We start from the raw sequence: 25,086 nt of genomic DNA, 5'->3' as shown, positions 1-25,086 counted from the left end.
CCTTCGTGAGCATCGCAGCGAGGACAGTCATGCCGGACCCACCGTTTCCATGGTGAGCAGCGGATCCCACAGTTGCCGGGAAAGTACGCCGAAGGTGGTCGTCTCACCCTCCGTCGCAGCGGGTTTCGCGGCGATGAAATGCTCGAATCTCGGTGTTGGGCCGTGCAGATAGATCATGTCTGCATCCGTCGCATCGCCGTAGGCATCCGCCCATTCCTTTTCCGCCGCAGTCAGCGCGTCGGCCACCGCGTCGCCGCGGAACCGCCGCTCGGCGTAGGCCGCAGATGCTTTGGCGGCGATGGGCAACGGTTCGCACAGGCCGTGGTCGCGCAGGGCCACCAGCTGACGCAGCACGACCTCCGGTTGCGGCGGCACCGCCAGCGTGGATTGGTAGGGTCGCCGTCCCTTCGGCGCTCGACCGGTGGTGCAGGTACGCCAATCGTTTTCATGAGTGGAGCAGGCCAACGCGAGGAGCTGCACCCAGGCATTGAGCCGGTGTTTCGGAGCGAGACGACTGTAGGAGGTGCGGACGATCATCTTGCTGCGTAGCCCGGTGACGGTTCCGGTCAGCCGACGACCGTCGCCGAGATCCACAGCTACATCGATGGCTTGCGGCTCTTCGGAATACAGCCTGCGCACGGCGCTTTCGAGCGAGGCAACGTTGCCTTCCACCTCGCGAACCGCCCGCTTGCCCAATTCGAAGGGCGGAAGGGTACCGCGACGCCACTCTGCCCCAAGGAATTTCGCCGCGTCGACACCGGACAGGCTAGCGGCGAGCATCCGCTCACCGATGTCCCACTTGGACAACGGGTCGAGTTCGATGCTCAGGGCATCGTCGATCTCGTCGTTCCTGTCGACGAGCTTTATGCCGAGACGTTGCCGCAGAAATCCTTGTACCGGATGCGAAATGAAAGCGGCCAGATCGGCAAGGTCGATGCTCTCTTCGATCAGCGGGTCCAGCGCGGCGGGGAGAAACGGCGGCGGAGGCGCCGCCGGCTGCGTGCACGAGCGTGCGCCGGCCAACGCGTCGCGGTCGAAGGAGAACGGCTGCACGGCATCGAAGTTGCGCGGATCGAACGGTTGCAGCGGGTGGCGTCGTAGCACGTTCGGGAGCGCCGACACCCCAACCATGGCCTCGATCACGTCCACGACCTCGCGCAGCGGAATCGCCGGTGGCCGAACATTTCCGGTCACCGGGTCGGCGCCCGTATAAAACAACAGCAGTCGCTCTTCGGCCGCCATCACCGCGTCAAGCAGAAGCTGGCGGTCCTCGCTGCGCGGATCCCGTTCCCCGGTGCACGGATCGCGTAGCAGAATGTCGTCGCCGTCGATGCCAGCGGCGCGTGGAAAGACTTCGTCGTCTAGGCCGAGCAGAACAACGACTCGGTGTGGCACCGAACGCATCGGCACCATGGTGCACACCGTCAGTTCGCCAGTGCGAAAGTTGGCGCGGGTGGGTCGTCCAGCGAGGCGCTGGGCGAGCATGGAGCGCACGTCCGCGAGCCGGAGCACAACGTCACCGGCATGCTCGGTTGCTGCGGAAAGTTCGGTACGGGCTTGCGCTGTCTGCCATGCGTCGTCGGGCGCGGTGTCCGTAAGAAGTTCCAACGCCCGGCCGAGGGTCTCGATCCACTGTCGCGCGGGTTGCGGATGGGCAAGGTCTCGCATAGTCGCGGCCAACCGATCGATGAACTCCGCAAATCGTCCGGCCAGGTCGATGTCGGCACTTTCCACGTCAGCAAGCGGCGTCGCCCGATCGAGCCAACCGCAATCGAACTCATCTGCTGCAGCACCGAGAAGTATGCGGTCGAGCGCCGCATTGAAGGTGTTTTGGCCGAATCCGTCCAGTCCGAAGGCCTGCCGCTGCCGTTGACCGATCCCCCAACGCGCGCCCGACTCCGCCGCCCACGCGCGCAGGCGTTCCAGATCATCGCCACTGAAGCCGAAGCCTGCACACACGGGCGCGCTGGCGGCCAGGTCCAGCACCTGTGAGGCCGTGATGCGGCGGTCGGCCAAATCGAGCAGCGTGGCGACCACATCCAGCAACGGGTTCGTCTGCCGCAACGCCCGGTCGGCCAGCCGCACTCGCAGTGAGTGCGCCGGATGTCCGCCCGATCCCTGACCGAAACCGGCGCGGATCAGCGGTGCGTAGGTTTCGATGTCGGGGCACATGACAAGCACGTCGCGCGGTTCCAGCGTCGGGTCGTTCCGAAACTCGCGCAACAGCACATCGCGCAGCACTTCGACCTGCCGGGCGGCGCCGTGGCACGCGTGAATTTGCACCGAACCGTCCGGCGTCGACCCCGCGCTCGGTCGTCGATCTGCGCGAATGTCGGTCTGTAGCTGGGCAAGTAGCGTCTCGGAAACGGCGCCGGACTCTGCATCGTGGTTGCGATCGATGTGGGCGACCGGCAACAGCCGCGCCTGGAATTCGCGGATATCCCGTCCGAGGCTGACCAGCAAGGGATGCTCGAGCGTGAGAGCGCTGGTGTCCGTGCGGCGGCGGGTCGGCGGCGATTCCGCGAGCCTCGCCCACATCGCCGGACTGGGATGCGGGATCCACAGGTGAACGTCGCGATGAGCACCGAGTGCTTCGAGGACGGCGAGTTCGCCGAGGGCGAGCCGCGTCGGGCCGAACACCGAGATTCGTTCGGGCAGTTGCACCGCCTCTGGTTGCTCACGCACGGTCAGACAGGCTTCGGCGAGGCGTTCTGCCGGACTGGCCACGCCGATGCGCTCGCGCAGCCGCCGCCAGAGCTGGGGCTGCCAGCGAACATCATCGTCGAGTTCGTTACCCGCGCCGTCGCAATCGTTACCACGCGACCAGTCGATGATCAGCTGCGGCCGTTGCACGCCATAACGGGCGAACAGATCGGTGATGTAGGACGCGGTGGCATAGCGACGTCCGAGACGATGCCCGTCGCCCGGCCCGCTGCCGCCAATGTGCCGGGCGAGAACAGCGCACCACGGTTCATCGATCGCTGAGTCGATCAGCGAAAGCACCGTCCATAGCGAGCGGTCCGCGGCCCACGGATCTTCGTCCGGTGCTATGCCGCTGGCGCGGGCGACCACGTCACCTACCAGCGCGCCCGGATACGGAAATTCGATATTGGCCGCGACCCCGTCGCCGACCTGACTCCCCAGCCGCGCCGCGAGACGTTGGTTGAGCCAGCGCTCCACGCCCTTCGCCGGCACTGCGATGATCTCGCTGGCGAACGGATCCGACAGCGGCGCGGCCAGTACGCCGGCGAGCTCGTCAGCAAGGGCGTCTGTGCGCGTAGCTCTATGGAGCACAAGCATTTTCGATACCTCCCCCTTTGCTGAATCTCCCGCACGAATCCGCGGTCCCCGTTGCATCGGATACTAGGACAAGCCACCGACAACTTTGGCTAGCGCGGTCGCTGACCACGGCTAACGACTTTGCACATACTCGCAGCCGGTTGCCAGCAGATGCGCAGCTTCGCGGCGTTTGATCGCCATTAGAGGACGAAGAACGAGCGGAGCCGGCATGTCAATCGTGGACGAGCGCGTCTACGCCGCCGCCGCGGAAGGTGACCCGCGGGCGTTGGGCACGGTGGTGCCGGCGGTCCGCGCTCTGGTCACCCGACGCTGCCGCGCGGAGCTGTCAGCCAGCATTGGCCTGGAACAGGCTGATGTGGAAGCGCAGCGGATCAGTCGCGACATCATCAGTGCGCTTCCGCGGCATAACGGCGCATCACTTCTCGCATTCGTCAATCGGCAGGCTCGCCACGATGTGGCGCGGTTGAGCAAGCGCAGGCGGCGCAGTAAGGAAGTGGGCTCGTTGATCGACCGACTCCCCGACGACGAACGGGAAGTCTTGATCTTGCGAGTGCTGAGTGGGTTGTCGGTTGCCGACACTGCCGTTGCGCTGGGTTTGAGTCCGGCGCGGGTGCTGCTTGATCAACACCGGGCACTGTCGCGGCTGCGTGAGCAACTCCGCGCCGGGTGACGCTGTCGCGGCTGCGTGAGCAGCTCCGCGCCGGGTGACACTGTCGCGGCTGCGTGAGCAGCTCCGCGCCGGGTGACACTGTCGCGGCTGCGTGAGCAGCTCCGCGCCGGGTGACACTGTCGCGGCTGCGTGAGCAGCTCCGCGCCGAGTGACGGCTATCGATTCTGGAGCAGCCGGTTCGCGGCGTTGATCAGCGCACGTGCCTGCGATTCGACGGCGTTCGACGCAATTGCCGCGGCCCAGTACCGGCGCCCGTTGTGTTCGCACAGGACGAACGTGGCGATTCCGTCGGCGGTTTCGCGCTGGTGGAAGGACAGCATCTCAATGCTGATGCCGCGTCGGTAGAGGATGCCGGTCAGCGCCGACATTGGCCCGTTCGCGTCGATCACTTCGGTGATGATCTCCGCATCGATCGCGAGAGTGGCCTCGAACGCCGCCGCGCCGCGACGACTGCTGGTGGAGCGCGCAAGCGAGCCGAAGCGAACAGGACCGGAAGTGGCCGAATACCGCTCGCAGAACTGCGCCCAGCTCAGCGCGGATGCCTCCGCACGCAGTGTCTTCGGCAGGTGCTGGCCGTACTGACGGGCAAAGGGGTCGGCACACGCTCCAGCGCAGCCACAGTTGGCGAAGTGATTGGTTGATTCGGCAGCGAAAGCCATTGGTCCGGTTCTTTCTGAAAAACGATGAAAGAGACCGACTGGGTAGTTCAACGGCCCACAGCGGGGGGCCGGTCAGATCAGACCCCGCTACGGGTGAACTACGAGAAGTCGCTGCATAGCGTCCGAGGATAGCCAGTCACTCGCGGCCGATGCAACAGCGGCCCGGGCCGCGCTGCCGCGGACAGCGCGAAGCCACGTGCGCCCCGCAAACTCCGCGCACCGACATTCGTCCGGAATTTCCGAAATGCTGCTGGCGTCGGGGCGTGCTGAGGGCCAAACTTGAACGAGGATTTGCTCAGTTCTTGCGGGTTTCGCACCCCCACGGGTGCGCTGTGTGTGCTGGTACTTCACTGTTGAGGTGTGCGATGAGCCAACCGCCGAACCAACTGCCGAACCAGCCTCCCGGCGGGCAGCCGCCCTGGGGCGCGCAAGCCGGGAGTCCCGCTCCCGGCAACCGGCCGCCGTACGGACCGCCGGGCGGCGATCAACCACCGTGGGGACAACAACCGGGTGGTCAGCCACCATGGGGACCGCAGCCCGGCGGTCAAGTGCCCTACGGGATGCCGCCACCGCAAGAGATTCCGAAGAAGTCGCGTAAGGGTCTGTGGATCGGCCTGTCAATCGCCGTCGTCGCGCTTGTTGCCGTCGTCGCGATTATCGGTGTCATTGCGGCGAAGGTGGCGCAGAAGAACGAATTGGCTGTCGGTGACTGCGTGTACTTCTCGAAACTGTCGAGCAACGCATCGGAAAGTGACCACGAGAAGCGGTCCTGTTCTGATGCCGATGCCACCTATGAGGTGGCCACCTTGGTCGACGGTAAAGGCTCGTGCACCAGCCGCGACCTCCCGTTCAACCTCGTCGACCAAGACGACAACTCGAAGGTTAGGCAGACGCTGTGCCTGGTGCCGAACCTGCGTGAAGGCGCCTGTTATCAGCGCATGCCGGACCAGCGAATCACCACGAGTGCTTGTTCGGATCCGAATGCCATCAAGATCGTCAAGCGGATCGACGGCAAGGCCGACGAGTCGTTGTGCGAGGAGACCGGGCCCGACTCAGCTGCTGTATACAAGCAGCCGCCACGAACCTACTGCGCCGTCGTCGGCGGGACGTGATCACCTGCGTCGCAACACGATCGGCGCGTCGTCACGGGGAAACGAAATAGTGCTGTATCCCCAGGGCATTTCGTACCCGCGGGATGGCGAACCGGCGTAGGACCACTCGAAGTTGCGCAACATCGCATCGAGAATTGTCTTCACCTCGAGCATGCCGAAATGCATCCCGATGCACTTGTGAGCGCCTGCGCCGAACGGCATCCACGCGTAGCGGTGCGACTTGTCCTCGCGGCGCTGCGGGCTGAACCGCTCCGGATCGAATCGCTCTGGTTGCGGCCAGTATTCGGCGAGTAGGTGGTTGGCCCACACGTTCACATCCACCAGCACCCCGGCGGGCACGTAGTAGCCGAGGATCTCCGTGTCGGCAACGGTGCGCCGGACCAGCCCGGGAACCGGCGAGACCAACCGCAGACTTTCCTTGATGCACATTTCGAGCGTGGTCATCGCTTCCAGGACCTGCATATCCAGCGGGCCGGATGGCCGCGCCAGCGATTCCGCCCGGGCCCGTTCCTGCCATTCCGGGTGCTTGCCGAGGAAGTACGCGACGCTGGTTGCCGTCGTCGTCGACGTGTCGTGCGCCGCCATGATCAGAAAGATCATGTGATTGACCACGTCGGCGTCGGTGAAGCGCGAGCCGTCCTCATCCCGGGCGTGGCAGAGGGCTGAAAAGAAGTCGTTGCCCGCCGACGACCTTTTCGCCGGCAACATGCGATAGAAGTAGTCCTCCAATACCTTTCGGCCCCGCAACCCCGCGCGCCAATTACCGCCGGGGACCGGGGCGCGCACGACGGCCAGCGCCGCGTGGGTGGCCGCGATGAACGCGCGGTTGAGCCGGTCACGTTCCGCGCCCACGTCGGCGTCCATGAAGATCTCGGCGGCGACCTCGAGCGTGAGTGCTTTCAGCGTGGAATACAGGTGAATCGTTCGACCGGTTGGCCAACTCGCGATCCGGCGATTCGCGAGTTCGGTGAGTTCGGTGAAGTACTGCTCCAGACGCGGCCGCGTGAAGGCCTGTTGCATCAGGCGGCGGTGAAACATGTGCTCCTCGAACTCGAGCAACAGCAACCCGCGGTGGAAGAACGGACCTATGTAATACTCCCAACCCTGACCGAACGCCTTGTCCTTGTTGGCAACCACGACCTGGGCGGCATCGGGTCCGGTCACCGTCACAATCGGCTGACCGAGCGTCTTCGACCAGGTAACTGGACCCCACCGTCGGTATTGCTCGATTTGCTGCGCCGGGCCCCATCGCAGCCACCCGAGTCCCGAACCGACCAGTGGAATGCCGAGATCCCCGCGCACGGCCCGCAACCCACTGCCGGCCGGCGGCTGCGCGAGCGTCGCCGCCCGTTCGGGGACGGCATGCAGCAATCGGTCGAGCAAGGCTGTTCGCCCGGTCTCGATCAGCCGGGAGTTTTCGGTACGCGGATACGTAGCGCGTGAGCCTTCGGTTGCGACCATGGCGACCTCCCAACGCAACGACTATGCGGCGTATAAGTCAGTCTAGATGCCCTACGCTGGGCAAACAGCCCGCCGATGCGGGCGGCGATCAGACCTGAAGTTTGTTCTGGGTTACGCGAAAGTAACCCGTTGCTAGGACGACGCGCCCAACGGCGACTACGGTTTGGAAAGTGACGTCCCGGTGTGTCCGCACCGCCGAGTCTTAAGGAGCACGATGAGTACCGCCGATGCTGCTACTAAGCGCCATCACGTCGTCATTATCGGGTCAGGCTTTGGCGGCCTGGCGGCAGCTAGGTCACTGAAGAAGGCCGACGTCGACATCACGCTGATCTCGAAGACCACCAGCCATCTGTTCCAGCCGCTGCTGTATCAGTGCGCGACCGGCATCCTGTCCGAGGGCGAGATCGCGCCGCCGACCCGGCTGATTCTGCGCAAGCAGAAGAACGTTCGCGTCATCCTTGGCGATGTCGAGGCGATCGACATGGACGCCAAGACCGTGACGTCGCGGCTGTCCAACATCGCCACGACGGTGACGCCTTACGACAGCCTCGTCGTTGCTGCCGGTGCGCAGCAGTCGTACTTCGGCAACGACCAGTTCGCCACCTACGCCCCGGGCATGAAAACCATCGACGACGCGCTGGAGTTGCGCGGCCGTATCCTCGGTGCCTTCGAGGCGGCCGAGGTGGCCACCGACCACGCCGAGCGCGAACGCCGACTCACATTCGTGGTTGTGGGTGCCGGTCCGACCGGAGTCGAATTGGCCGGGCAGATCGCCGAACTGGCAGACCGCACGCTCGCGGGAGCGTTTCGGACCATCGAACCCAACGACTGCCGGGTCATCCTGCTCGACGCTGCACCGGCCGTCCTGCCGCCGATGGGCGAGAAGCTGGGCCTCAAAGCCCAGCAACGCCTGGAGAAAATGGGCGTGGAAATCCAGCTCAACGCCATGGTCACTAACGTCGACTACAAGGGCATCACCGTCAAGGACAAGGACGGTTCCGAGCGCCGCATCGAGTGCGCCTGCAAGGTGTGGTCGGCGGGTGTGCAGGCCAGCCCGCTGGGCAAGATGATCGCCGAGCAGTCGCACGGTACGGAGGTGGACCGGGCCGGGCGCGTCGTGGTGGAACCCGACCTCACTGTCAAGGGCCACCCCTACGTGTTTGTCGTGGGTGACCTGATGGCGGTCAAGGGTGTGCCCGGCATGGCGCAGGGCGCCATTCAGGGCGCAAACTATGCGACCAAGCAGATCAAGAATCACCTCAAGGGCCACGACGACCCAGCGAATCGCGAGCCGTTCAAGTACTGGGACAAAGGCAGCATGGCCACCATTTCCCGGTTCGACGCGGTGGCGCAGGTGGGCAAGTTCGAATTCAGTGGCTTCATCGCCTGGGTGGCATGGCTGGTCCTGCACCTGTACTACCTGGTCGGCTACAAGAACCGCCTGACCACGGTGGTCGCCTGGGGCATTACCTTCATCGGCCGTGCCCGCGGCCAGATGGCCATCACCAGCCAGATGGTCTACGCCCGGTTGGCGTTGGAGAAACTGCAAAACCAGCAGCGCCAAGCCGGGGTACCGGTCGGACCACCCAACGACGCCAGCGCTGCCGTCGCAGCCTCTGCAGACGGGCGCGCCGCCGAGGGCATGCCAACGCCGGAACGGGAGCAGCAAGCGGCCGGTTAGTTACCGGGCGGACCCGGCGATCGGCTGCGGCAGATCGCCGGGTTGCCGCGTCAGCACGTACAACGCGATTCGACGCTCCGGCCGCACCTGGCATTCGACCAGCCGGTGCCAGCCGTTCTTCTCCAGCGCGCGGTGCACGCGCACGTTTCGGTGGTCGGGGTCACCGATGATTCGCCGGCAGTGCGGCTCGGCCTGCCAAATCGCTGCAGCCATGACGCCCATGAACGCCGAGTAAACGCCGCGTCCAATCAGACTTTCGATTCCGCCCGCTATGTGGAATCCGATGTCATAGGGATCGGCGGCGTAGAGCTTTGCGCATTCGTCCTTCGCCACGCGGTACAACTCCACGTAACCGATGTCGGTGTGCGCCTTGGCATTTGTCTCTCGAAAGCCGAGGATGCACGGCAACGAGTAGCTACCGGCAAGTCGGGCTGCACTGTCCGCACGCCAGCGGCTCGCGGGCCAGTCTTGTTCCCAGGTCCGCACCAAATGTGGCGACGACATCCACTCGGCAATGAGTTCGGGATCGTCGCTGTCCGGATCGACGACGCGCAGCCGGTACGGCGCCGGGCACTGGGGAAGGACTGGTGCCGGCACCGCGGATACCTCCGGCGACACGTCGACCAGCTCGCGGGGCAGGCAGCTCATCCGACTCCGTTCTCAGCGTTTTCGACTAACTTAGGCCGTCCTCACCAGAGCACTTGTAGTTAGGGAAGCCTATGTTAAGTTCGATGCGATGATAACGCCCCACGTGGGAAGGATCGGCGCGTCGATGGTGAGCAGTCCCGGATGGATCCGGCAATTCCACAAATCTCCCGCTGGCCGGTCACCGCTGGTCATCTTCCCGCACGCAGGCAGCGGCGCATCGGCATACCGCGCGATGTCGAAATCATTGAGCTCGGCATTCGACGTGCGGGTGGTGCAGTATCCGGGCCGGCAAGACCGGGTTCACGAACCTGCCGCGACAGCACTGACCGAGTTGGCCGCCGCAAGCTTTGCCGAGTTCACGGCCGCCCGTCCGGCTGGGCCGCTGACGATCGTTGGGCACAGCATGGGAGCGATAGTCGCCTTCGAATTCGCCCGACTCGCCGAGACATCCGGGATTCCGGTGCGGTTGCTCGCCGCCTCGGCCGCGACCGCGCCGTCGCTGGTCGAACACCTTCCCAAGCACCCCACCGAGGATGACGAGCTGCTCGCACACATGAACGCGCTCAACGGAACCAGCGCCGATGTCCTGGGGAGCAGCGAACTGGTGCGCATGGCGTTGCCGGTTCTCAAAGCCGACTACCGCGCGTTCGATGCGTACGACTGCGATCCAGACGCAATCATCGACGCGCCGATCATGGTGCTCGGCGGCGAGTCGGACCCGTTTGTCACTCCACGAGACCTGTATGCCTGGCGCGAGCACACCCGCGCGGAGGTTTCCGTGACGCTGTTCGAGGGCGGTCATTTCTACCTCAACGACCATCTGAGCGCGGTTGCCGAAATCATCTCCGCACCAAGTCTTTGCGCACGATGAGCGCCATCGAGCAAGGCGATGCCGACGACCCGATCGTCATCGTCGGCATGGCCGTGGAAGCCCCGGGCGGGATCGACACCCTCCTGGCATTCTGGGACGTCATCGCCGAGGCCCGCGAGATGATCACGCCGCTACCGCGTGATCGCGGCTGGCCGATAACCGAACTGCTCGCCGTGACCACCCGCGACGGCACGACGACCGTGCCCGACGCCGGCGGGTTTCTCACCGGCGCAGCAGAATTCGATCCGGGGTTCTTCGGCATCAGTCCACGCGAAGCGATCGCCATGGACCCGCAGCAGCGGGTCGGGCTCAGGGTGGCGTGGAAAGCGTTGGAGAACGCGGGAGTAGACCCGGCGAGCGTGGACGGTGACCTGGCCGGGTGTTACCTCGGGGCGTCCATCAACGAGTACGGTCCGCGAGCCGATGAGGTCAACGACTATAGCGGGCACCGCGTGACCGGCACCGCCCTCGGCGCAGTGTCCGGACGAATCTCGCACTGCCTCGGACTTGTCGGGCCCGCCATGACGGTGGACACCGCATGCGCCTCCGCACTGAGCGCGCTACACCTGGCCACCAATGCGGTCCGCGACGGCGAATGCGACTGGGCACTGGCCGGTGGTGTTTGCGTGATGGGTTCGCCCGCCGCTTTTTTCGAGTTCGCCATCAATAACGGACTTTCCGTCGACGGCCACTGCCGGTCCTACTCGGAAGGTGCGAGCGGGACGCTCTGGGGCGAGGGCGCCGGTGTCGTGGTCGTAGAACGGCTGTCGCGGGCACAGCGTTTGGGCCACCGTGTCTATGCGCAGGTCCTCGGTACCCGGGTCAACCACAACGGCCGCTCCGGTGCGCTCGTCGTGCCCAGCGCCGACGCGCAGCAACAATTGATCGAGGCCACGCTGGCAGCGGCCAAGATCGACGCGTGCGAGATCGGCATGGTCGAAGGCCACGGGACCGCAACGCCGATCGGCGACAAGCTCGAATTGACCGCACTGGCGAACACGTACGGCAAGCGCGGTAGCCCGGTGGTGGGGTCGCTGAAGACCAATTTCGGCCATGCACAGGCCGCCTCCGGGGCGCTCGGCCTGATCAAGACTTTGTTGTGCGGCGCAGCGGGTTCCACTGCACCCACACTCTTTTCCGACTCACCAACCGGCGCGATCGACTGGGACACAACAGGCCTGAGGCTCGCGACGAAGGTGGAGCCGTGGCGCCCAACATCGGGCATGCGTTACGGCGCCGTGTCATCGTTCGGCGTTGCCGGCAGCAACGCGCACGCTGTCTTGGCGATGCCTGCCCTTCAGGAGCCTGTCCATGCCTAGTCGCGCACTCCCCGATGGTCGAGTTCCGGTGCTAGTCACGTCGCATGCGGCGGAGCTGATTCCGGCCGAAGCGTCCGCCATCCTCGACTATCTCCACGCGCACACTGACGTCACACCGCACCAGGTATCCGACACGCTGTTCGGCGTCCGCAGCGCGCGCCGGCACCGCGCCCTGGCCGCCGTACGCACCCGCGCCGAACTGGTCTCGGCGCTGGAAGCGATCAAAGCAGGCACAGCGCATGCCGCAGTCTCAGTCGCAAGTCCAGCCCAGCCGAAACGCATCGCCTTCGTGTTTCCCGGACAGGGCAGTCAGCGTCCGGGAATGGGTTTGCTCGCATACCAGCAGTCCGCGAGCTATCGAGAGGCAGCGCTCGCATGCCACAACGAGTTCCAGTCGATCTACGGCTGGTCGCCGCTGCCGTACGTGATTGCCAGTGACGGACCGGTCGATGAGGACATCCGAATCGTCCAGCCTGCGTTGTTCCTACACATGGTGGCGCTGGCTCAGATGTGGCGCGCCGCCGGCGTCGAGCCGACCGTGACCGTCGGGCACAGCCAGGGCGAGATCGCCGCCGCCTACATCTCCGGAGCGATGACGCTGGCCGACGCGATCCGAATCGTCACCACGCGCGCCAGGTACGTCGACGCACACTCCCCCGACGGGCATTCGATGGCCGTGGTCGGGATGGACCGGGAAGCCTGCGAGGCCATGCTGGCGCGCCACAGCGGTTATGCCGAACTGTCCGTAGTGAACTCGCCGCACATTCTCGCCATTTCGGGTGACCGCCCGACCGTGTGTGAACTCATCGACTCCCTGAGCGCTGCGGGAACGTTCGCGAAGGAGATTCGGGTGCGCTACCCCGCCCACACCTCCATCGTCGGCCGGTTCGGTGCGCCGATGGCCGGCGAATTCGAGGAGAAGCTCGCCGAAAAGACGTTCCGCGACAGCGGCATTCCGTGCATCGGCGCAACCCTCGGCGAGGCGGTTAACTCTTCGTATCGGCTCAGCGATTACTGGTTTTGGAACCTGCGCAACCGAGTTCGCTTCGACCTGGCCATCGCCTGCGCCGCGCGCGAGCACGGCATCGACACCTTCATCGAGGTGTCCGAACACCCAACATTGGCCTTGGCCATGCACGAGAACCTCGCCGCTGCTGCGCCGGAGCGCAATTGTCGCGTGATTGCGACATCACATCGAACGGCCACAGACCTGGGCGAGTTCACGGCAAACCTGCTCGAGGTGGCCGTGTCCGACACGTCCTACCGGTGGGATCTGTGGCGTAGCAACGATCCTGGTTCTCGGCCACTTCCCGACTTCCCGAACTCCGCGATGCTTACCAAGCGACTGTGGATTTCTCCGCCCGCAGCCTCGATCCCGGAACCCGCGCATCCTGCGCAGCGCCTGGTTACGGTGTGGGAGCCGCTGAGCCACCGCAGCGTTGCTCCGCCCCGCAGTCTTCACATCACCGACCCGAGCGGCCACTCCCCCGATCTGAAGTTCCAATTGGCAACGGCCGCCACGGCATACGGAGCTACCGTCGACGAGGCGGCCGACACGCTCGTGGTTCTCGCACCCGCCGGGCAAGACGCAACGATGACCGACGCGATCGCGCAACTCGGACGGTTCTTCGGCTCCGACGATTGGCTGTCGAGTCTGTCACCTGCGATCCGGGAATGCTGGCTGGTGACCGCCGACGGCGAAACGGTCCTGCCAAGCGACGGCCCGCCGTGTCCTATCGCCGCCGCAGCCGCTACGGGATTCCGCAGTGCCGGAACCGAATTTCCGGCGGTTCGCTTCCGCCACCTCGACGTGCCGAATGGTGTCGATGCGGCCGCGATCATCAGGGCACTGCACACCGCGGGTGAGCCCGAACTCGCACTGCGCGACGGCAAGGTCCACGCCAAAAGGCTCACCCGACAACAGCATGCCAGTTCCACCGCTGTGGAACCCGGACCGCACGTGCTGATCACCGGTGGCACCGGCAAGCTTGGACTCGAATTCGCCGACTACTACGCCCATCGCGGAGCACGCCGCATCACGTTGGTGAGCCGCAGCGGCGGCAGCGCCCAGGTGATGGAACGCGTTGCCGCGCTGCGCCGGACGAGCGGGGCAGAGATCACCATCGTCCGTTGCGACGTTTCCGACGAGGCCGCCGTTGCGCGCCTGGCCGCCGAACAGGCCCGGCAGCCGGCGTCGACGATCATCCACACCGCGGCCGAGTACGTGGAGCGCCGGCCAACCGAGGTGACGCCGGAAGATGTCGACGCCTCCACCGCCGCAAAGGTTTTGGGAATCGAGAATGTGCTTCGGCACTTTCCGATGACGCCGGACTGCGCGGTGCTCCTGTGCTCGTCTATCGCTGCGACGATCGGGGGCCGTGGGCAGCTGCTCTATGCGGTTGGCAATCGGCTCCTTGATGTCGTGGCCGCCCGGGTGCGCGAACAGGGCACCGACTGCCGTTCGGTGCAGTGGGGTCTGTGGTCGGTGCAGGGTCCGCTCGATGCCGTCGGCGTCGCCAGGGTCGAAGGCACCGGCATGAATCCGATGAGTCCGGACGCGGCGCTCGCCGTCGGTGTACCCGGTGGAACCGCCGACTCCATTGTGGCCGCGGCAGATTGGGAATCGGTGCGTTCGGTGCTGAAGATCTTCGGCCAGGACCCGCTGTTGTCTCGGCTGCGCGAAGTCCCACCTCCTGAGCTACCGGACCCGGTGACCGCAGCACCCGCAGCTCCCCCACCGGTTTCGGTCGAGCGGCGCCTCCTCGACGAGCTGGCGCGTGCCATGGGTGTGGACGATGCTGACGCCATCGACACGTCGGTGCCGCTAGTGCAGCTCGGACTGGACTCGCTGCAGGCATTGGACTTTCGCCGCCGCGTCCAGGGCGAACTGGACCGCGAACTACCAATCGCCGCCATCCTCGGTGGCGCGTCGCTGGACCACCTGGTGCAGCTGATGGCCGCCCCCGCCGCATACGCCCGCTAGCCTCCAGAGGACCACCACGCATGTCGGATACCCTGCTCGACCGCCGCAAGCAACTGTTGCGGCAACGTCTCCTCGACGCCGGTCTGACCGCCGATGCCGCGAACCCGGCGGCACCTGTCGAACCGGTTATGTCGCCGGGCCAGCGCCGGATCTGGCTGCGGCACAATAGCGATCCGACCGATACGACGCTCAACATCAGCGTCGCGTTCCAATTCACCGGGCCGCTCGACGTGAACCGGCTGCACGCCGCATTTCGCGCCGTTGTCGAACGTCACGATGTGCTGCGCAGTACGTACGCCCTGGATGACGCGGGCCGGCCGGGTCGGGTGGTCCACGAAGCTGTTGAAATTGCTTGGCGCAGCGTCGACATCGGCGACATCCCGGAAGCCGGACGAGCACGCCGCCTCGCGGTTCTCATGCGCCGCGAATCCGGCCGGCCGTTCGACATTTCCACCGACTTGCCGATCCGGGTGACCCTCGTGCGGACCAGCGACGCCGAGCACGTCCTGATTATGGTGATCCACCACATCTGCTGGGACGACGAATCGTGGGGGGCGTTTTTCGACGACCTCAACGCTTCCTACAACGGCGCTCCGCTCGCACAAATCCGGGGAACTGCCCACCAGGAGGACAGGGAGCCCGAACCCGCCGCCATCGACTATTGGCGTGCGCAATTGGCGTCGTTACCACAGCCGTTGACTTTCCCCGGCCAAACCGACCACGGCTCGGCCACGGCTGCGCTGTGCACCAAGACGCTTGCGCCGGAGCTTGTCGGCCGCATCCGCGACACCGCGCGTCGCCACGCCACGACACCGTTCGTCGTGCTGTTTGCTGCGTCGGACGCTGCTCTGGCCCGGCTCAGCGGAACCACCGACTTCGTCACCATGGTTCCCGTTTCGCAGCGGCGCCCGCACAGTTCCGGCGTCATCGGCTATTTCGGTAACACGCTCCCAGTCCGCTGTGGAGTTCGACTGGACAGCAGCTTCACCGAGGCTGTTGCGCGTAAGGCCAGCGACTGGACCGCAGCACTCGCCCAGCACGACGTCGGGATCGACCGCATTCTGCGCGAACTGCGCAACCAGCGTGCCGGAATCGATGGTGTCGGGGCGCTCAGCGGTGTCGCGTTCAGTATGCGCAATGACGTCAACGGGTTTGCACTCGAAGGTATCTCCAGCACTCCCCTGCAACTGGGCCGGGCAACGGCCGAACTACCACTCGAAATCGCTGTGGTGCTCAACGGCCACGGTGGCCCGGTGGTCGAGGCGCGGTTCCACCCGCAGGCGTTCGACCGCCGCCAGGTCGAGCGGATACTGGCGAGCTATATAGAGTTGCTGGACAACGCAATTCAGCACCCCGACGAGCGTCTCGATCGGCTGGCACTGACCAGCGCCGCCGAGGCGAAGGACCTCCTGCGGGCGTCCCAAGGCGTCCGTACGGCATACCCGGCTGAGACGCTGACCGAACTGCTCGAGCGGCAGGCCGCGCAGGGCCCGAACCGCATCGCCGTCATCGATGACACCACCGGCAAACAATGGACGTACGGCGAACTGCACAGCCGGGCGGCACAACTCGCACACTGGATCATCGGCCAGGGCATCGGGCCGGAGCAGGTAGTGGCGCTCGAGCTCGACGGCTCAGCCGATTTCATCGTCGCGGCCATCGCCGTCCTGCACGCGGGAGCCACCTACCTGCCCGTCGATCCGGCGTACCCACCGCAGCGTATCGAGTACCTGACCAATGACGCCCGCCCACAACTCATTCTCGATGCGCCGACATTTGCCGACGCCTGCGCCGCGGCCTGCTCCTATCCCGAGACAGCGCCGAACGACGCAGACCGCATCGCGCCCTTGCTGCCTGATCATCTGGCGTACATCATCTACACCTCCGGATCGACCGGGGCACCGAAAGGCGTTCCAGTACCGCATCGCGCGATCGCGCAACACTTGCGCGGGGTGCACGCCGACATCGGCGTCACGCCAGCGGATCGGGTGTTGCACACGTCGTCGGTCAGCTTCGACGCCTCCATTTTCGAAATATTTGCGACTCTGACCCTCGGCGCGTGCGTGATCATCGCTCGTCCCAACGGCTTCCGCGACCTCCGCTACATCGCCGAACTGGTCGCTCGCGAGCAGGTCACCGTTTTGCACATGGTGCCGTCAGTGCTGAGCACGATCCTGCAGCTACCTGCCGTCGGTGGCTGGCAACACGTGCGGCATGTGCCGGTCGGTGGGGAGGCGTTACCAGGCGAGATTGCCGATCGGTTCTTCAGCGTCTTCGACGCCGAGTTGTCGAACAACTACGGACCCACCGAGGGTGTCGTGGCGGCAACGCATTTCCCGGTGCGCGGACCGCAAGGCACCCGTACCGCGCCGATCGGCCGTCCCAACCGCAATGTGTCCCTTTACATTCTCGACGGCAATCTGCAGTTGGTGCCCGACGGTGTGGCTGGCGAAATCTACCTCGGCGGAGACCAACTCGCGCGGGGATACCTGCACCGACCGGGCCTATCGGCACAGCACTTTGTCGCCGATCCGTTCGGCCACGGCACGCGCTTGTATCGCACCGGCGATGTGGCCTACCGAAACCCCGATGGTGACATCGTCTTCCAGGGCCGCGCGGACGATCAGGTCAAGATTCGCGGCTATCGCGTCGAACTCGGCGAAATTGAGGAGGCCATCGAGCCGCACCCAGAGGTGGCCCGCTGCGTAGTGCTCGCGCGCAGCCAAGGCAGCGCGGATGCCGCGCTCGTCGCCTACATCGTGGGCAGCGATGGGTCGCCGACGCAGACGGTGCTTGATGAGGTGCGCGCCGCCGTCGCGCGGATCCTGCCCGAGCACATGGTTCCGGCAAGCTTCGTCGGTCTTGCCGAGATTCCGCTGACCGCGCACGGCAAGCTCGATCGCGCTGCGCTGCCGGATCCCACTGCGAACGCCCCACAGCCGTTCCGCGCCCCCGCGACAGCCACCGAGATCCGGTTGGGCGCGATGTTTGGCGAGTTGTTCGGCGTCGAACGGGTCGGTCGCGACGATTCCTTCTTCGATCTCGGCGGGCACTCGATGCTGGCGGCCCGCCTGGTGACGTTGATCCGCGCGGAGTTCGGCGTGGAGGTGGAGCTGCGGGTTCCCTTCGACCACCCGACCGTCGCCGGGCTCGCCCACCACATTCGTGCCCTCGTGATCGACGAGTTCGGCATCGACCTCGACGAAACCGGCGAAGAAATGCCGGCTACCGCACCCCCCGCCTCGGCCGCGCAGCGTCCACCGCTGACCCGCGGTCCACGGCCACACCGAATACCGCTGTCCTATCCCCAGTTGGCCATGTGGTTCCAGTACCGGATGGACGGCCCGAGTTCGGTGGGCAACCTACCCTTCACCATCGAGATAGATGGTCCGGTGGACGACGAAGCGTTGGCCGCGGCAATCAACGACGTCGTCGCCCGCCATTCCGCACTGCGCACTACCTTCCCGGAATTCGACGGCGTCCCATGCCAACACATCGATCCGGGTATGCGTATCCCGGTGCCAATTACCCATGTCGATGCAACCGAACTGGAGGGCGAGCTGGCTCGGATTGCGGGGCACGCCTTTGTGATCGACGCTGAACCGCTCGTGCGGGCCGAACTTTTTGTACTGGGTGAAAGTTCGCGGGTGCTGTCGATACTGATGCATCACATCGTCGCCGATCACGCATCTTTCGCCGTATTCCGGTCGGAGGTGATCGACGCGTACCGTGTTCGCCGCGACCGCAATGTCGTCACCCACAGTGACGGCGGCATCGAGTACGCCGACTACGCGCTGTGGCAACGCGCCATCTTCGATGACGCCGGCACCGATTCGGCCGCAGCGGAATTCGGTCGGTCGGAGATCGAACATTGGCGTACCGCGCTGGCCGGGATTCCGGATTCGATCACCGTCGCCACCGACCACCCGCGCCCCGTCGCGCTCGGTAAGCACGGCGAAATCGCGTCGTTCGAGATTTCCGCCGTGACGAGAAATCGGCTGCGCGAACTGGCGGTTGCCAGCGGTGCCACCGAATTCATGGTCTGCCAAGCCGCGCTGGCCACACTCCTGTGCCGGCTTGGCGCCGGCGACGACATCGCGCTGGGAACGCCGGTGGATGGTCGCAGTGACCCGGCTATGGCTGGCCTCGTCGGCCTGTTTGCCAACATGGTGGTCTTGCGCTGCGACCTCGCGGGTAACCCCTCGGTGCGGACGTTGCTGCAACGCTGCCGGGACACGGCACTGACGGCGTTCGTCCACCAGGAAGTGCCGATCGAACGACTCGTTGACGCGCTGGCACCTCGACGCACGCGGGCGCGGAACCCGCTGTTTCAGGTGATGATTCACTTCCACGACACCGAGAGCGCCTACGTACTCGACGACGCCGCGCAGACCACGATGACACTGCGGCCGGTCGAGTTCGACACGTCCTTCCTCGACATCAACGTCAGCTTTGCGGTGCGGCCGGACGAGTCGATTTCCGCGCGCATCGTCGCCAACAGCGACCTTTACGAGTCAGACACCGTCGAGATGCTGGCCAGTGGGCTGCGGTCGGTTTTCGAGGCTTTCGCCGCCGCACCTGATATGGCGGTCGCGGATATCGACGTACTCGGTGCGGAGCGCGCCCAGCGGGTCCTCGGCGAGTGGAGCCGAAGCAGTCAAACATCGCCCTTGCCCGCAGTGTTCGATGCCGAGGGGATCCGTCTTGTCGCCGCCACGCCCGCCGCGCCGGTCGATACGGCGCTGGGCAAACTTCAGGCCTTGGCACACCGCGAATGCGTTGTGTCCGACGGACTGTTGGTGGCTCCCGCCGCAGTCGCCGCTGCAGCCGCGCGCGTCCCGGCGAGCTGTGGCGCCCCCGACGTCCGGTTGTTGGCGCTACCTGCCGATGATCCCCAATTGCTATCGGAAGTCCGTGCCGGGCTGGCGGCTTCGGCGACGATGCTGCTTGTTTGCGATCATGAGATCGACGACGCGGCGCTACTGGCCCAGGTCATCGTGGAGCATCAAGTAACCGATGTGGTTTGCCGGCCGCAGGCGCTCGCCAACATAGCGCATTCCGGAGTATCGATGCTGCCATCGGTGCGCTCCTGGCGCACAACCGAATTGGCGCCGGTAACGGCAGAAGTACTTACCGCGCTCGCGCCGCACTCGATGTGCCGCAGCGACCAGTGGCGCTCCGAAGTGTGCGGCGAGGTTGGCCGGCGCCTGGTGCTCGATGCACGGATGCGTCCCGTGCCGCACAACGTTGTTGGCGAGCTTTACCTCGGTGGCCCGGCGCTCGCCGTCGGTTATCACGACGACCCGGCGCGCACCGCCTGCCGATTCGTCGCCGATCCGTTTGCACGCGACTCGCGGTTGTTCCGCACGGGCATACCAGCTCGTTGGGACGTACATGGCAACGTGCACATCGGCGCCCCGACGACCACCGTGGTATCCGAACCGGTGCGGTCGAGCACCTCCGCGATGTCCGAGACGGAGCGCGTTCTTGCCGACCTGCTTGCCGAGTTGCTCGAGATCGACGAGGTGGCACCCGACGACGGCTTCTTCGCGCTGGGCGGCGACAGCGTGATGTCGATCCAATGGGCGGTGCGCGCAAACGAGCTCGGTGTGCCGCTGACACCGCAGCTTGTCTTCGAGCACTTCACGATTCGTGATCTCGCGGCGGCCGTGGATGACGCGACCGTGGTGGAAGACCATCGCTCGGCGCCGATGTCGGCATCTGGTCTCAGCGACGCTGAGCTGGCTGGCTTGGCAGCCGCATGGGAGGCGGAGGGATGAGCGGGAATATCGAAGATGTGCTCGCCCTCAGCCCTTTACAGGAAGGACTCTTTTCGCTCGCCAAGCTGGCCAGTGACGCCGACGGTGGAATCGATGTCTACACAATGCAGTTCGTCGTCGACATCACCGGTCCACTCGATTCGAACCGACTACGAGCCAGCGTCGCGGTGGTGTTGCGGCGCCACCCTAACCTCCGGGTGTCGTTCTGGGACCGCAACGTTGCCAAACCTGTCCAGGTCGTGCCGGCATCGGTCACGGTGCCGTTGCGTGAAACCGATGCAGCCGCCGAAGACTTCGATGCGCTGGCCACCGAGGAGCGCTTGCGTCCGTTCGACCTCGCGCGCGGGCCTGCGCTGCGAATCGTGTTGGTGCACGTGAGTTCTCCCGGCGATGTGCCGCGGCGCCGGCTTCTGGTCACCGCCCACCACCTGCTCATGGACGGCTGGTCCGCGGCGGTATTCTGCACCGAACTCGTCGCCGCCTATGATGCTGGCGGACAGGGTGAGTCGCTTCCTCCGGTGCGACCCTACCGTGACTACATTGCGTGGCTGCAGCGCCAGGATCACCTCGGCGCGGTGCAGCGCTGGGCGGATTACCTCAAGCCGATCGAGGAGCCGTTGCTGCTGTTCGACGCCGACACCACCAGTGTGGGAGCGGCCGAGCCACAACGCACTCGGGTAGCGCTCGGTCGGACAGCCACAGCGGCACTGCAATACTGGTGCCGCACGCATGGACTCACCATGAGCACGGCCGTGCAGTTCGCGTGGGCGCTGACGCTGAGCCGGCTCGCGGACCGGCGCGACGTCGTCTTCGGCACCACCGTGTCCGGACGCCCGGACGTTCTCGACGGCGTCGAATCGATGATCGGACTGTTCATCAACACGGTGCCCACCGTGGCGGTCCTCGACGCGTCGACAAACGTTGTGCAGCACTGTCAGCGGCTGCAGCGCGAGTTCGCCGCGATGCGTGAGCTCAGCTTCGTCAGTCTGTCTGCCGTGCAGCGCGCCGCCGGTCATCCGGCGCTGTTCGACACGCTGTTCCTCTTCGAGAACGCGCCCATCGAGGCGGCAACCAATCCGGTGACCACCGCCGACGGCACTCGATTTCTGCCGGTCACCATGGAAAGCCTCGCCCACTACCCGCTGACTGTGGTGGCATACCTTCGTGATGACGAGTTGGTCGTTCTTGTCGAGGCGACACCGGATGTGGTGCGGCGCTGGTCCGGCGCCGATATCGGCTCGCGGGTGCTGCGGGTCCTCGAACAACTTCCCGACCGTTCCGCGGACTCACCGGACCGTCTCGATGTGCTACTGGACTGCGAGCGCTCCCGCGGCACCCACTCCGCCGCACCTCTTATCGATCCGGCCGCAACCGTCTCGGGCCTCTTCACCAGCCAGGCGACGGCGACCCCGGACGCAATCGCACTGACAGCGAAGGGCGAGCGGTACACCTACCGCGAACTACACACGGCCGTCGCTGAACTGGCGCATCGACTTCGTGGTCTTGGCATCGGACCGGAAGACGTTGTCGCCCTAGTGCTGCCGCGCAGTACCCGGAGCGTCGTTGCCCTCTTGGCCGTGCTGGAGTGCGGTGCCGCCTACGTTCCGGTGGACGTGACACTCCCCCAGGAACGCATCGATGTTCTCCTGGCCCAGGCGAACCCGGCGGTGATCATCACGGCAACCGAGTCCGAGTCGCTGTGTCACGGCAGATTGGGTCTGCTCAATCTCGACGACCCCGCGCCGACCGCAACGCTGCCCGGTGCACGCCCCGCCGCGCATCCAGACAATGCCGCCTATCTGATCTTCACGTCCGGGTCGACCGGCCTTCCCAAGGGCGTCATCGGTACCCACCGAGCCGTGGTCAGCTATTTCGCCGATCATCGCGAGCGGGTGTACCGACCCGCCGTCGCCCGGCTGGGCCGCAAGTTACGCATCGCCCATGCCTGGTCGTTGAGTTTCGACGCATCATGGCAACCGCTCGTCGGACTGTTGGACGGTCATGCGATCCACCTGTTCGATGCCGAGGAAATGCGCGACGCCCAGCGCCTCGTGGACGGCATCATCGAGCACCAGCTCGACATGATCGACACGTCACCGTCGATGTTCGCCCAGTTGCGGCAGGCGGGTGCCCACCAACACCTTTCGGTGCTCGCCCTCGGCGGCGAGGCCATCGCGCCCGACACGTGGCGACTGCTCCGATCCCTCGAGCGTGCGGACGTCTACAACTGCTACGGCCCGACCGAGACCACCGTCGAGGCTATGGTCGCGTCGATCCGCACTGCCACAACCCCTGCCCCCGCCCCCGCCCCTGTGCGTGATTTTTCACCGCGGGCGGTGAAGAATCACGCACAGATGGGGGTGGCGACGGCGGCGCAACCGACGATCGGTGAACCGACGGCCGGAACGGCGGCGCATGTGCTGGATTCCGGGATGCGACCGGCGCCCACCGGAGTGGCCGGCGAACTGTACCTTTCCGGCCCTCAGATCACCCGCGGCTATCACGACCAACCGGCAACCACCGCAACTAGTTTCGTCGCTGACCCGTTTCGTCCGGGCCAGCGTATGTATCGCACCGGGGACTTGGTGCGCTACCGGACCGACGGCAGTCTCGAGTTCCTGGGCCGCCGCGACAACCAGGTCAAGGTGCGTGGTTATCGGATCGAACTCGGTGAGATCGAGGTGGCGCTCCGTGGCCTGCCGGGAGTGACAAGCGCGCACGTCGTCGCGCTACCGCGGTCCGGCGGTTCGGTGTTGGTCGGCTTGGTGGCGACGGAATCCGGGCACGGCCACCGGCCCGACCTACGTGCACAGCTGACCGGCAGTCTGCCGGCGTACATGGTGCCGGCCCGGATCGTCGCGCGCGCGCAGCTGCCCCTGACCGCGCACGGGAAGATCGATGCCCACGCATTGCGGGAGCTGGCCCGTGCCGCGATGGCCGAGGCGGGCGAGCGAGGCGCACAACCACGCACCGAACTCGAACGCCAACTCTGCAGCGTGGTCGCCGAAGCGGTCGCCCAAACACCGGATGCCGTCCCCACAATCGGCATCGACGACGACTTCTTCGACCTCGGAATGGACAGCATCGTCGCGATCTCGCTGGTCGACCGCGCTCGCCGACTCGGCATAGCGATCACCCCCCGAGTGGTGTTGCTGCATCCGTCGGTTCGGGACTTGGCCGCCGCAGTGACGAGCCCGGCGCCCGCCGTGCAGCCGCCTGCTGTCGACGACACCGGCGAGCTGTGGCCACTTCCGGTGCTGCGCTGGATGCTCGAGGCCAGAGAGTATCGGCGATTCACGCAGTCGGCCTTCGTCACGGTGCCGCGTACTGCCGAACGCGCGGACATCGAAGCGCTTCTGCAGGCGATCGTCGATGGCCATCCAGCGCTGCGCGCGCAACTGGAGTTGCGCGACGGTCAACCAGTCCTCGTAGCGCGCCCCCACGGAACAGTCAGCGCGACTGAGCTTCTCGACCATGTTCCGGTAGTCGGTGACATCGAGCCCATCATTGCCGACGTCATCCGCCCGACCATCGACAAAATCGAGCCGCACAACGGTGTGATGCTTCGCGCGGTATGGTTCGAGCGGGCAGACGGGGATGGCTTGCTGCTCTTGGTAATTCACCATCTGGCCACCGACGCCGTGTCGTGGCACATTCTGCTCGACGATGTCGCCACCGCGGGCGCCCGGATCCAGAACCGACAGACACCGGCGATTACCGCCGAGTACACGAGCTATCGTGAATTCTCCCGGCTGCTGTCCGAACGGGCGACAACGCTCCAACCAGAGGCAAGCCGGGATTACTGGATCGCCCAATGTCGGGGCGCGGACCCGGTACTCGGCTCGCGCAGGCCGGATCCTCGCCGGGATACCTGGGCAAGCCTCGCCGTCGTTGAGGCGCTCACGCCCGCCGACCTGACCGGCAAACTGTTGCGACGTCCCAACGGCGATATCGGGATTCGCGATGTGCTGCTGACCGCACTCACCATAACCGTCGCCAGCTGGCGCCGCCGCCGCGGCGAGGACCCGACATGTGGGACGCTCGTGGCGCTGGAAGGGCACGGGCGCGAAGACGACCTACTCGGCGTCGATACAACACGCACGGTGGGCTGGTTCACCTCGGTCTATCCGGTCCGATTCGGCGCTGAATCAGACGTGGATGTCGACACCGCAGGCCGTGATCCGGATGCGGTACTCGCACTGTTGAATGCTGTAAACGAGCAACTGCGGAGCATTCCGGACCGCGGCCTTGATTACGGTCTGCTGCGGTACGTTCGAAAAGACGCCGAGCTATGCGGTTGTGCGACACCGCAGATCGAGTTCAACTACCTGGGCCGCTTCGATTTGGCCGCGCAGTCCTCGTCTGACAATTGGCAACCAGTCATGGATCCAGCGTGGCAGAGGTTGGTGCCGCTCGATCCGGAGCCACAATTGCCGATGCACTACGCGCTCGACGTTGCCGCCGTGGTCGTGCCGAGACCGGAAGGCCCGCAGTTACTCACCACGTGGCGGTGGGGTCAAGATCTGTTCACGGCAGATGAGGCGCAGCAGCTTGCGACGCTGTGGCAGGACGCGATCGTCGCAATTGCGAGTGTGATGTAGG

12 protein-coding genes are annotated in these 25,086 nt (G+C 65.5%); 8 read left to right on the top strand and 4 right to left on the bottom strand.

Going from position 1 to position 25,086, the window contains the following annotated elements:
• Positions 1-27: 27 nt before the first annotated feature.
• Positions 28-3,300 carry an exodeoxyribonuclease V subunit gamma gene (gene recC / locus FOS14_RS02495; protein WP_143768693.1) on the bottom strand — a complete coding sequence of 1,091 codons (3,273 nt, stop codon included), beginning with the start codon at positions 3,298-3,300 and terminating at the stop codon, positions 28-30.
• Positions 3,301-3,508: 208 nt separating this feature from the next.
• Here recC and FOS14_RS02490 point away from each other — a divergent pair, with 208 nt between their 5' ends.
• The gene (locus tag FOS14_RS02490; RefSeq protein WP_143768692.1) at positions 3,509-3,970 is read left to right on the top strand and encodes a sigma factor-like helix-turn-helix DNA-binding protein; all 462 of its coding nucleotides are present in this window, start codon (positions 3,509-3,511) and stop codon (positions 3,968-3,970) included.
• Between the two features lie 155 nt (positions 3,971-4,125).
• Here FOS14_RS02490 and FOS14_RS02485 read toward each other — a convergent pair whose 3' ends face one another.
• A complete protein-coding gene (locus tag FOS14_RS02485) occupies positions 4,126-4,629 on the bottom strand; it encodes an alpha-isopropylmalate synthase regulatory domain-containing protein (RefSeq protein WP_143768691.1) in 504 nt (167 codons plus the stop codon).
• Positions 4,630-4,994: 365 nt separating this feature from the next.
• Between FOS14_RS02485 and FOS14_RS02480 the strand changes: the two genes are divergently transcribed.
• The gene (locus FOS14_RS02480) at positions 4,995-5,741 is read left to right on the top strand and encodes a hypothetical protein (protein WP_143768690.1); all 747 of its coding nucleotides are present in this window, start codon (positions 4,995-4,997) and stop codon (positions 5,739-5,741) included.
• On the opposite strand, the gene FOS14_RS02475 is transcribed toward FOS14_RS02480, so the two are convergent.
• Complete coding sequence (locus FOS14_RS02475; RefSeq protein WP_143768689.1) at positions 5,742-7,202, bottom strand: cytochrome P450; 1,461 nt, start codon at positions 7,200-7,202, stop codon at positions 5,742-5,744.
• 214 nt (positions 7,203-7,416) lie between these two features.
• Between FOS14_RS02475 and FOS14_RS02470 the strand changes: the two genes are divergently transcribed.
• On the top strand, positions 7,417-8,883 hold the full coding sequence (locus FOS14_RS02470) for an NAD(P)/FAD-dependent oxidoreductase (protein WP_143768688.1): 1,467 nt from the start codon (positions 7,417-7,419) through the stop codon (positions 8,881-8,883).
• On the opposite strand, the gene FOS14_RS02465 is transcribed toward FOS14_RS02470, so the two are convergent.
• Positions 8,884-9,531, bottom strand: a complete 648-nt coding sequence (locus FOS14_RS02465) for a GNAT family N-acetyltransferase (RefSeq protein WP_143768687.1) — start codon at positions 9,529-9,531, stop codon at positions 8,884-8,886.
• Positions 9,532-9,655: 124 nt separating this feature from the next.
• Here FOS14_RS02465 and FOS14_RS02460 point away from each other — a divergent pair, with 124 nt between their 5' ends.
• Genes FOS14_RS02460 through FOS14_RS02440 form a run of 5 tightly spaced genes read left to right on the top strand, consistent with a single transcriptional unit; the run spans position 9,656 to position 25,085 of the window.
• The gene (locus tag FOS14_RS02460) at positions 9,656-10,402 is read left to right on the top strand and encodes a thioesterase II family protein (RefSeq protein WP_143768686.1); all 747 of its coding nucleotides are present in this window, start codon (positions 9,656-9,658) and stop codon (positions 10,400-10,402) included.
• The gene (locus FOS14_RS02455) at positions 10,399-11,721 is read left to right on the top strand and encodes a polyketide synthase (protein ID WP_143768685.1); all 1,323 of its coding nucleotides are present in this window, start codon (positions 10,399-10,401) and stop codon (positions 11,719-11,721) included. Before FOS14_RS02460 ends, FOS14_RS02455 begins: the two co-directional genes overlap by 4 nt.
• Positions 11,714-14,704, top strand: a complete 2,991-nt coding sequence (gene nbtC / locus FOS14_RS02450; RefSeq protein WP_143768684.1) for a nocobactin polyketide synthase NbtC — start codon at positions 11,714-11,716, stop codon at positions 14,702-14,704. The genes FOS14_RS02455 and nbtC overlap by 8 nt, the downstream gene beginning before the upstream one ends.
• Positions 14,705-14,724: 20 nt before the next feature.
• On the top strand, positions 14,725-20,484 hold the full coding sequence (locus FOS14_RS02445; protein ID WP_143768683.1) for a non-ribosomal peptide synthetase: 5,760 nt from the start codon (positions 14,725-14,727) through the stop codon (positions 20,482-20,484).
• Positions 20,466-25,085, top strand: a complete 4,620-nt coding sequence (locus FOS14_RS02440) for a non-ribosomal peptide synthetase (RefSeq protein ID WP_185981577.1) — start codon at positions 20,466-20,468, stop codon at positions 25,083-25,085. Before FOS14_RS02445 ends, FOS14_RS02440 begins: the two co-directional genes overlap by 19 nt.
• Position 25,086: the final 1 nt, after the last annotated feature.

It is taken from the genome of Skermania sp. ID1734 (assembly GCF_007489285.1).
GTDB lineage: Bacteria > Actinomycetota > Actinomycetes > Mycobacteriales > Mycobacteriaceae > ID1734.
The sequence above is the reverse complement of the archived record's forward strand: the minus strand, read 5'-3'. Positions and strand labels throughout refer to the sequence as shown.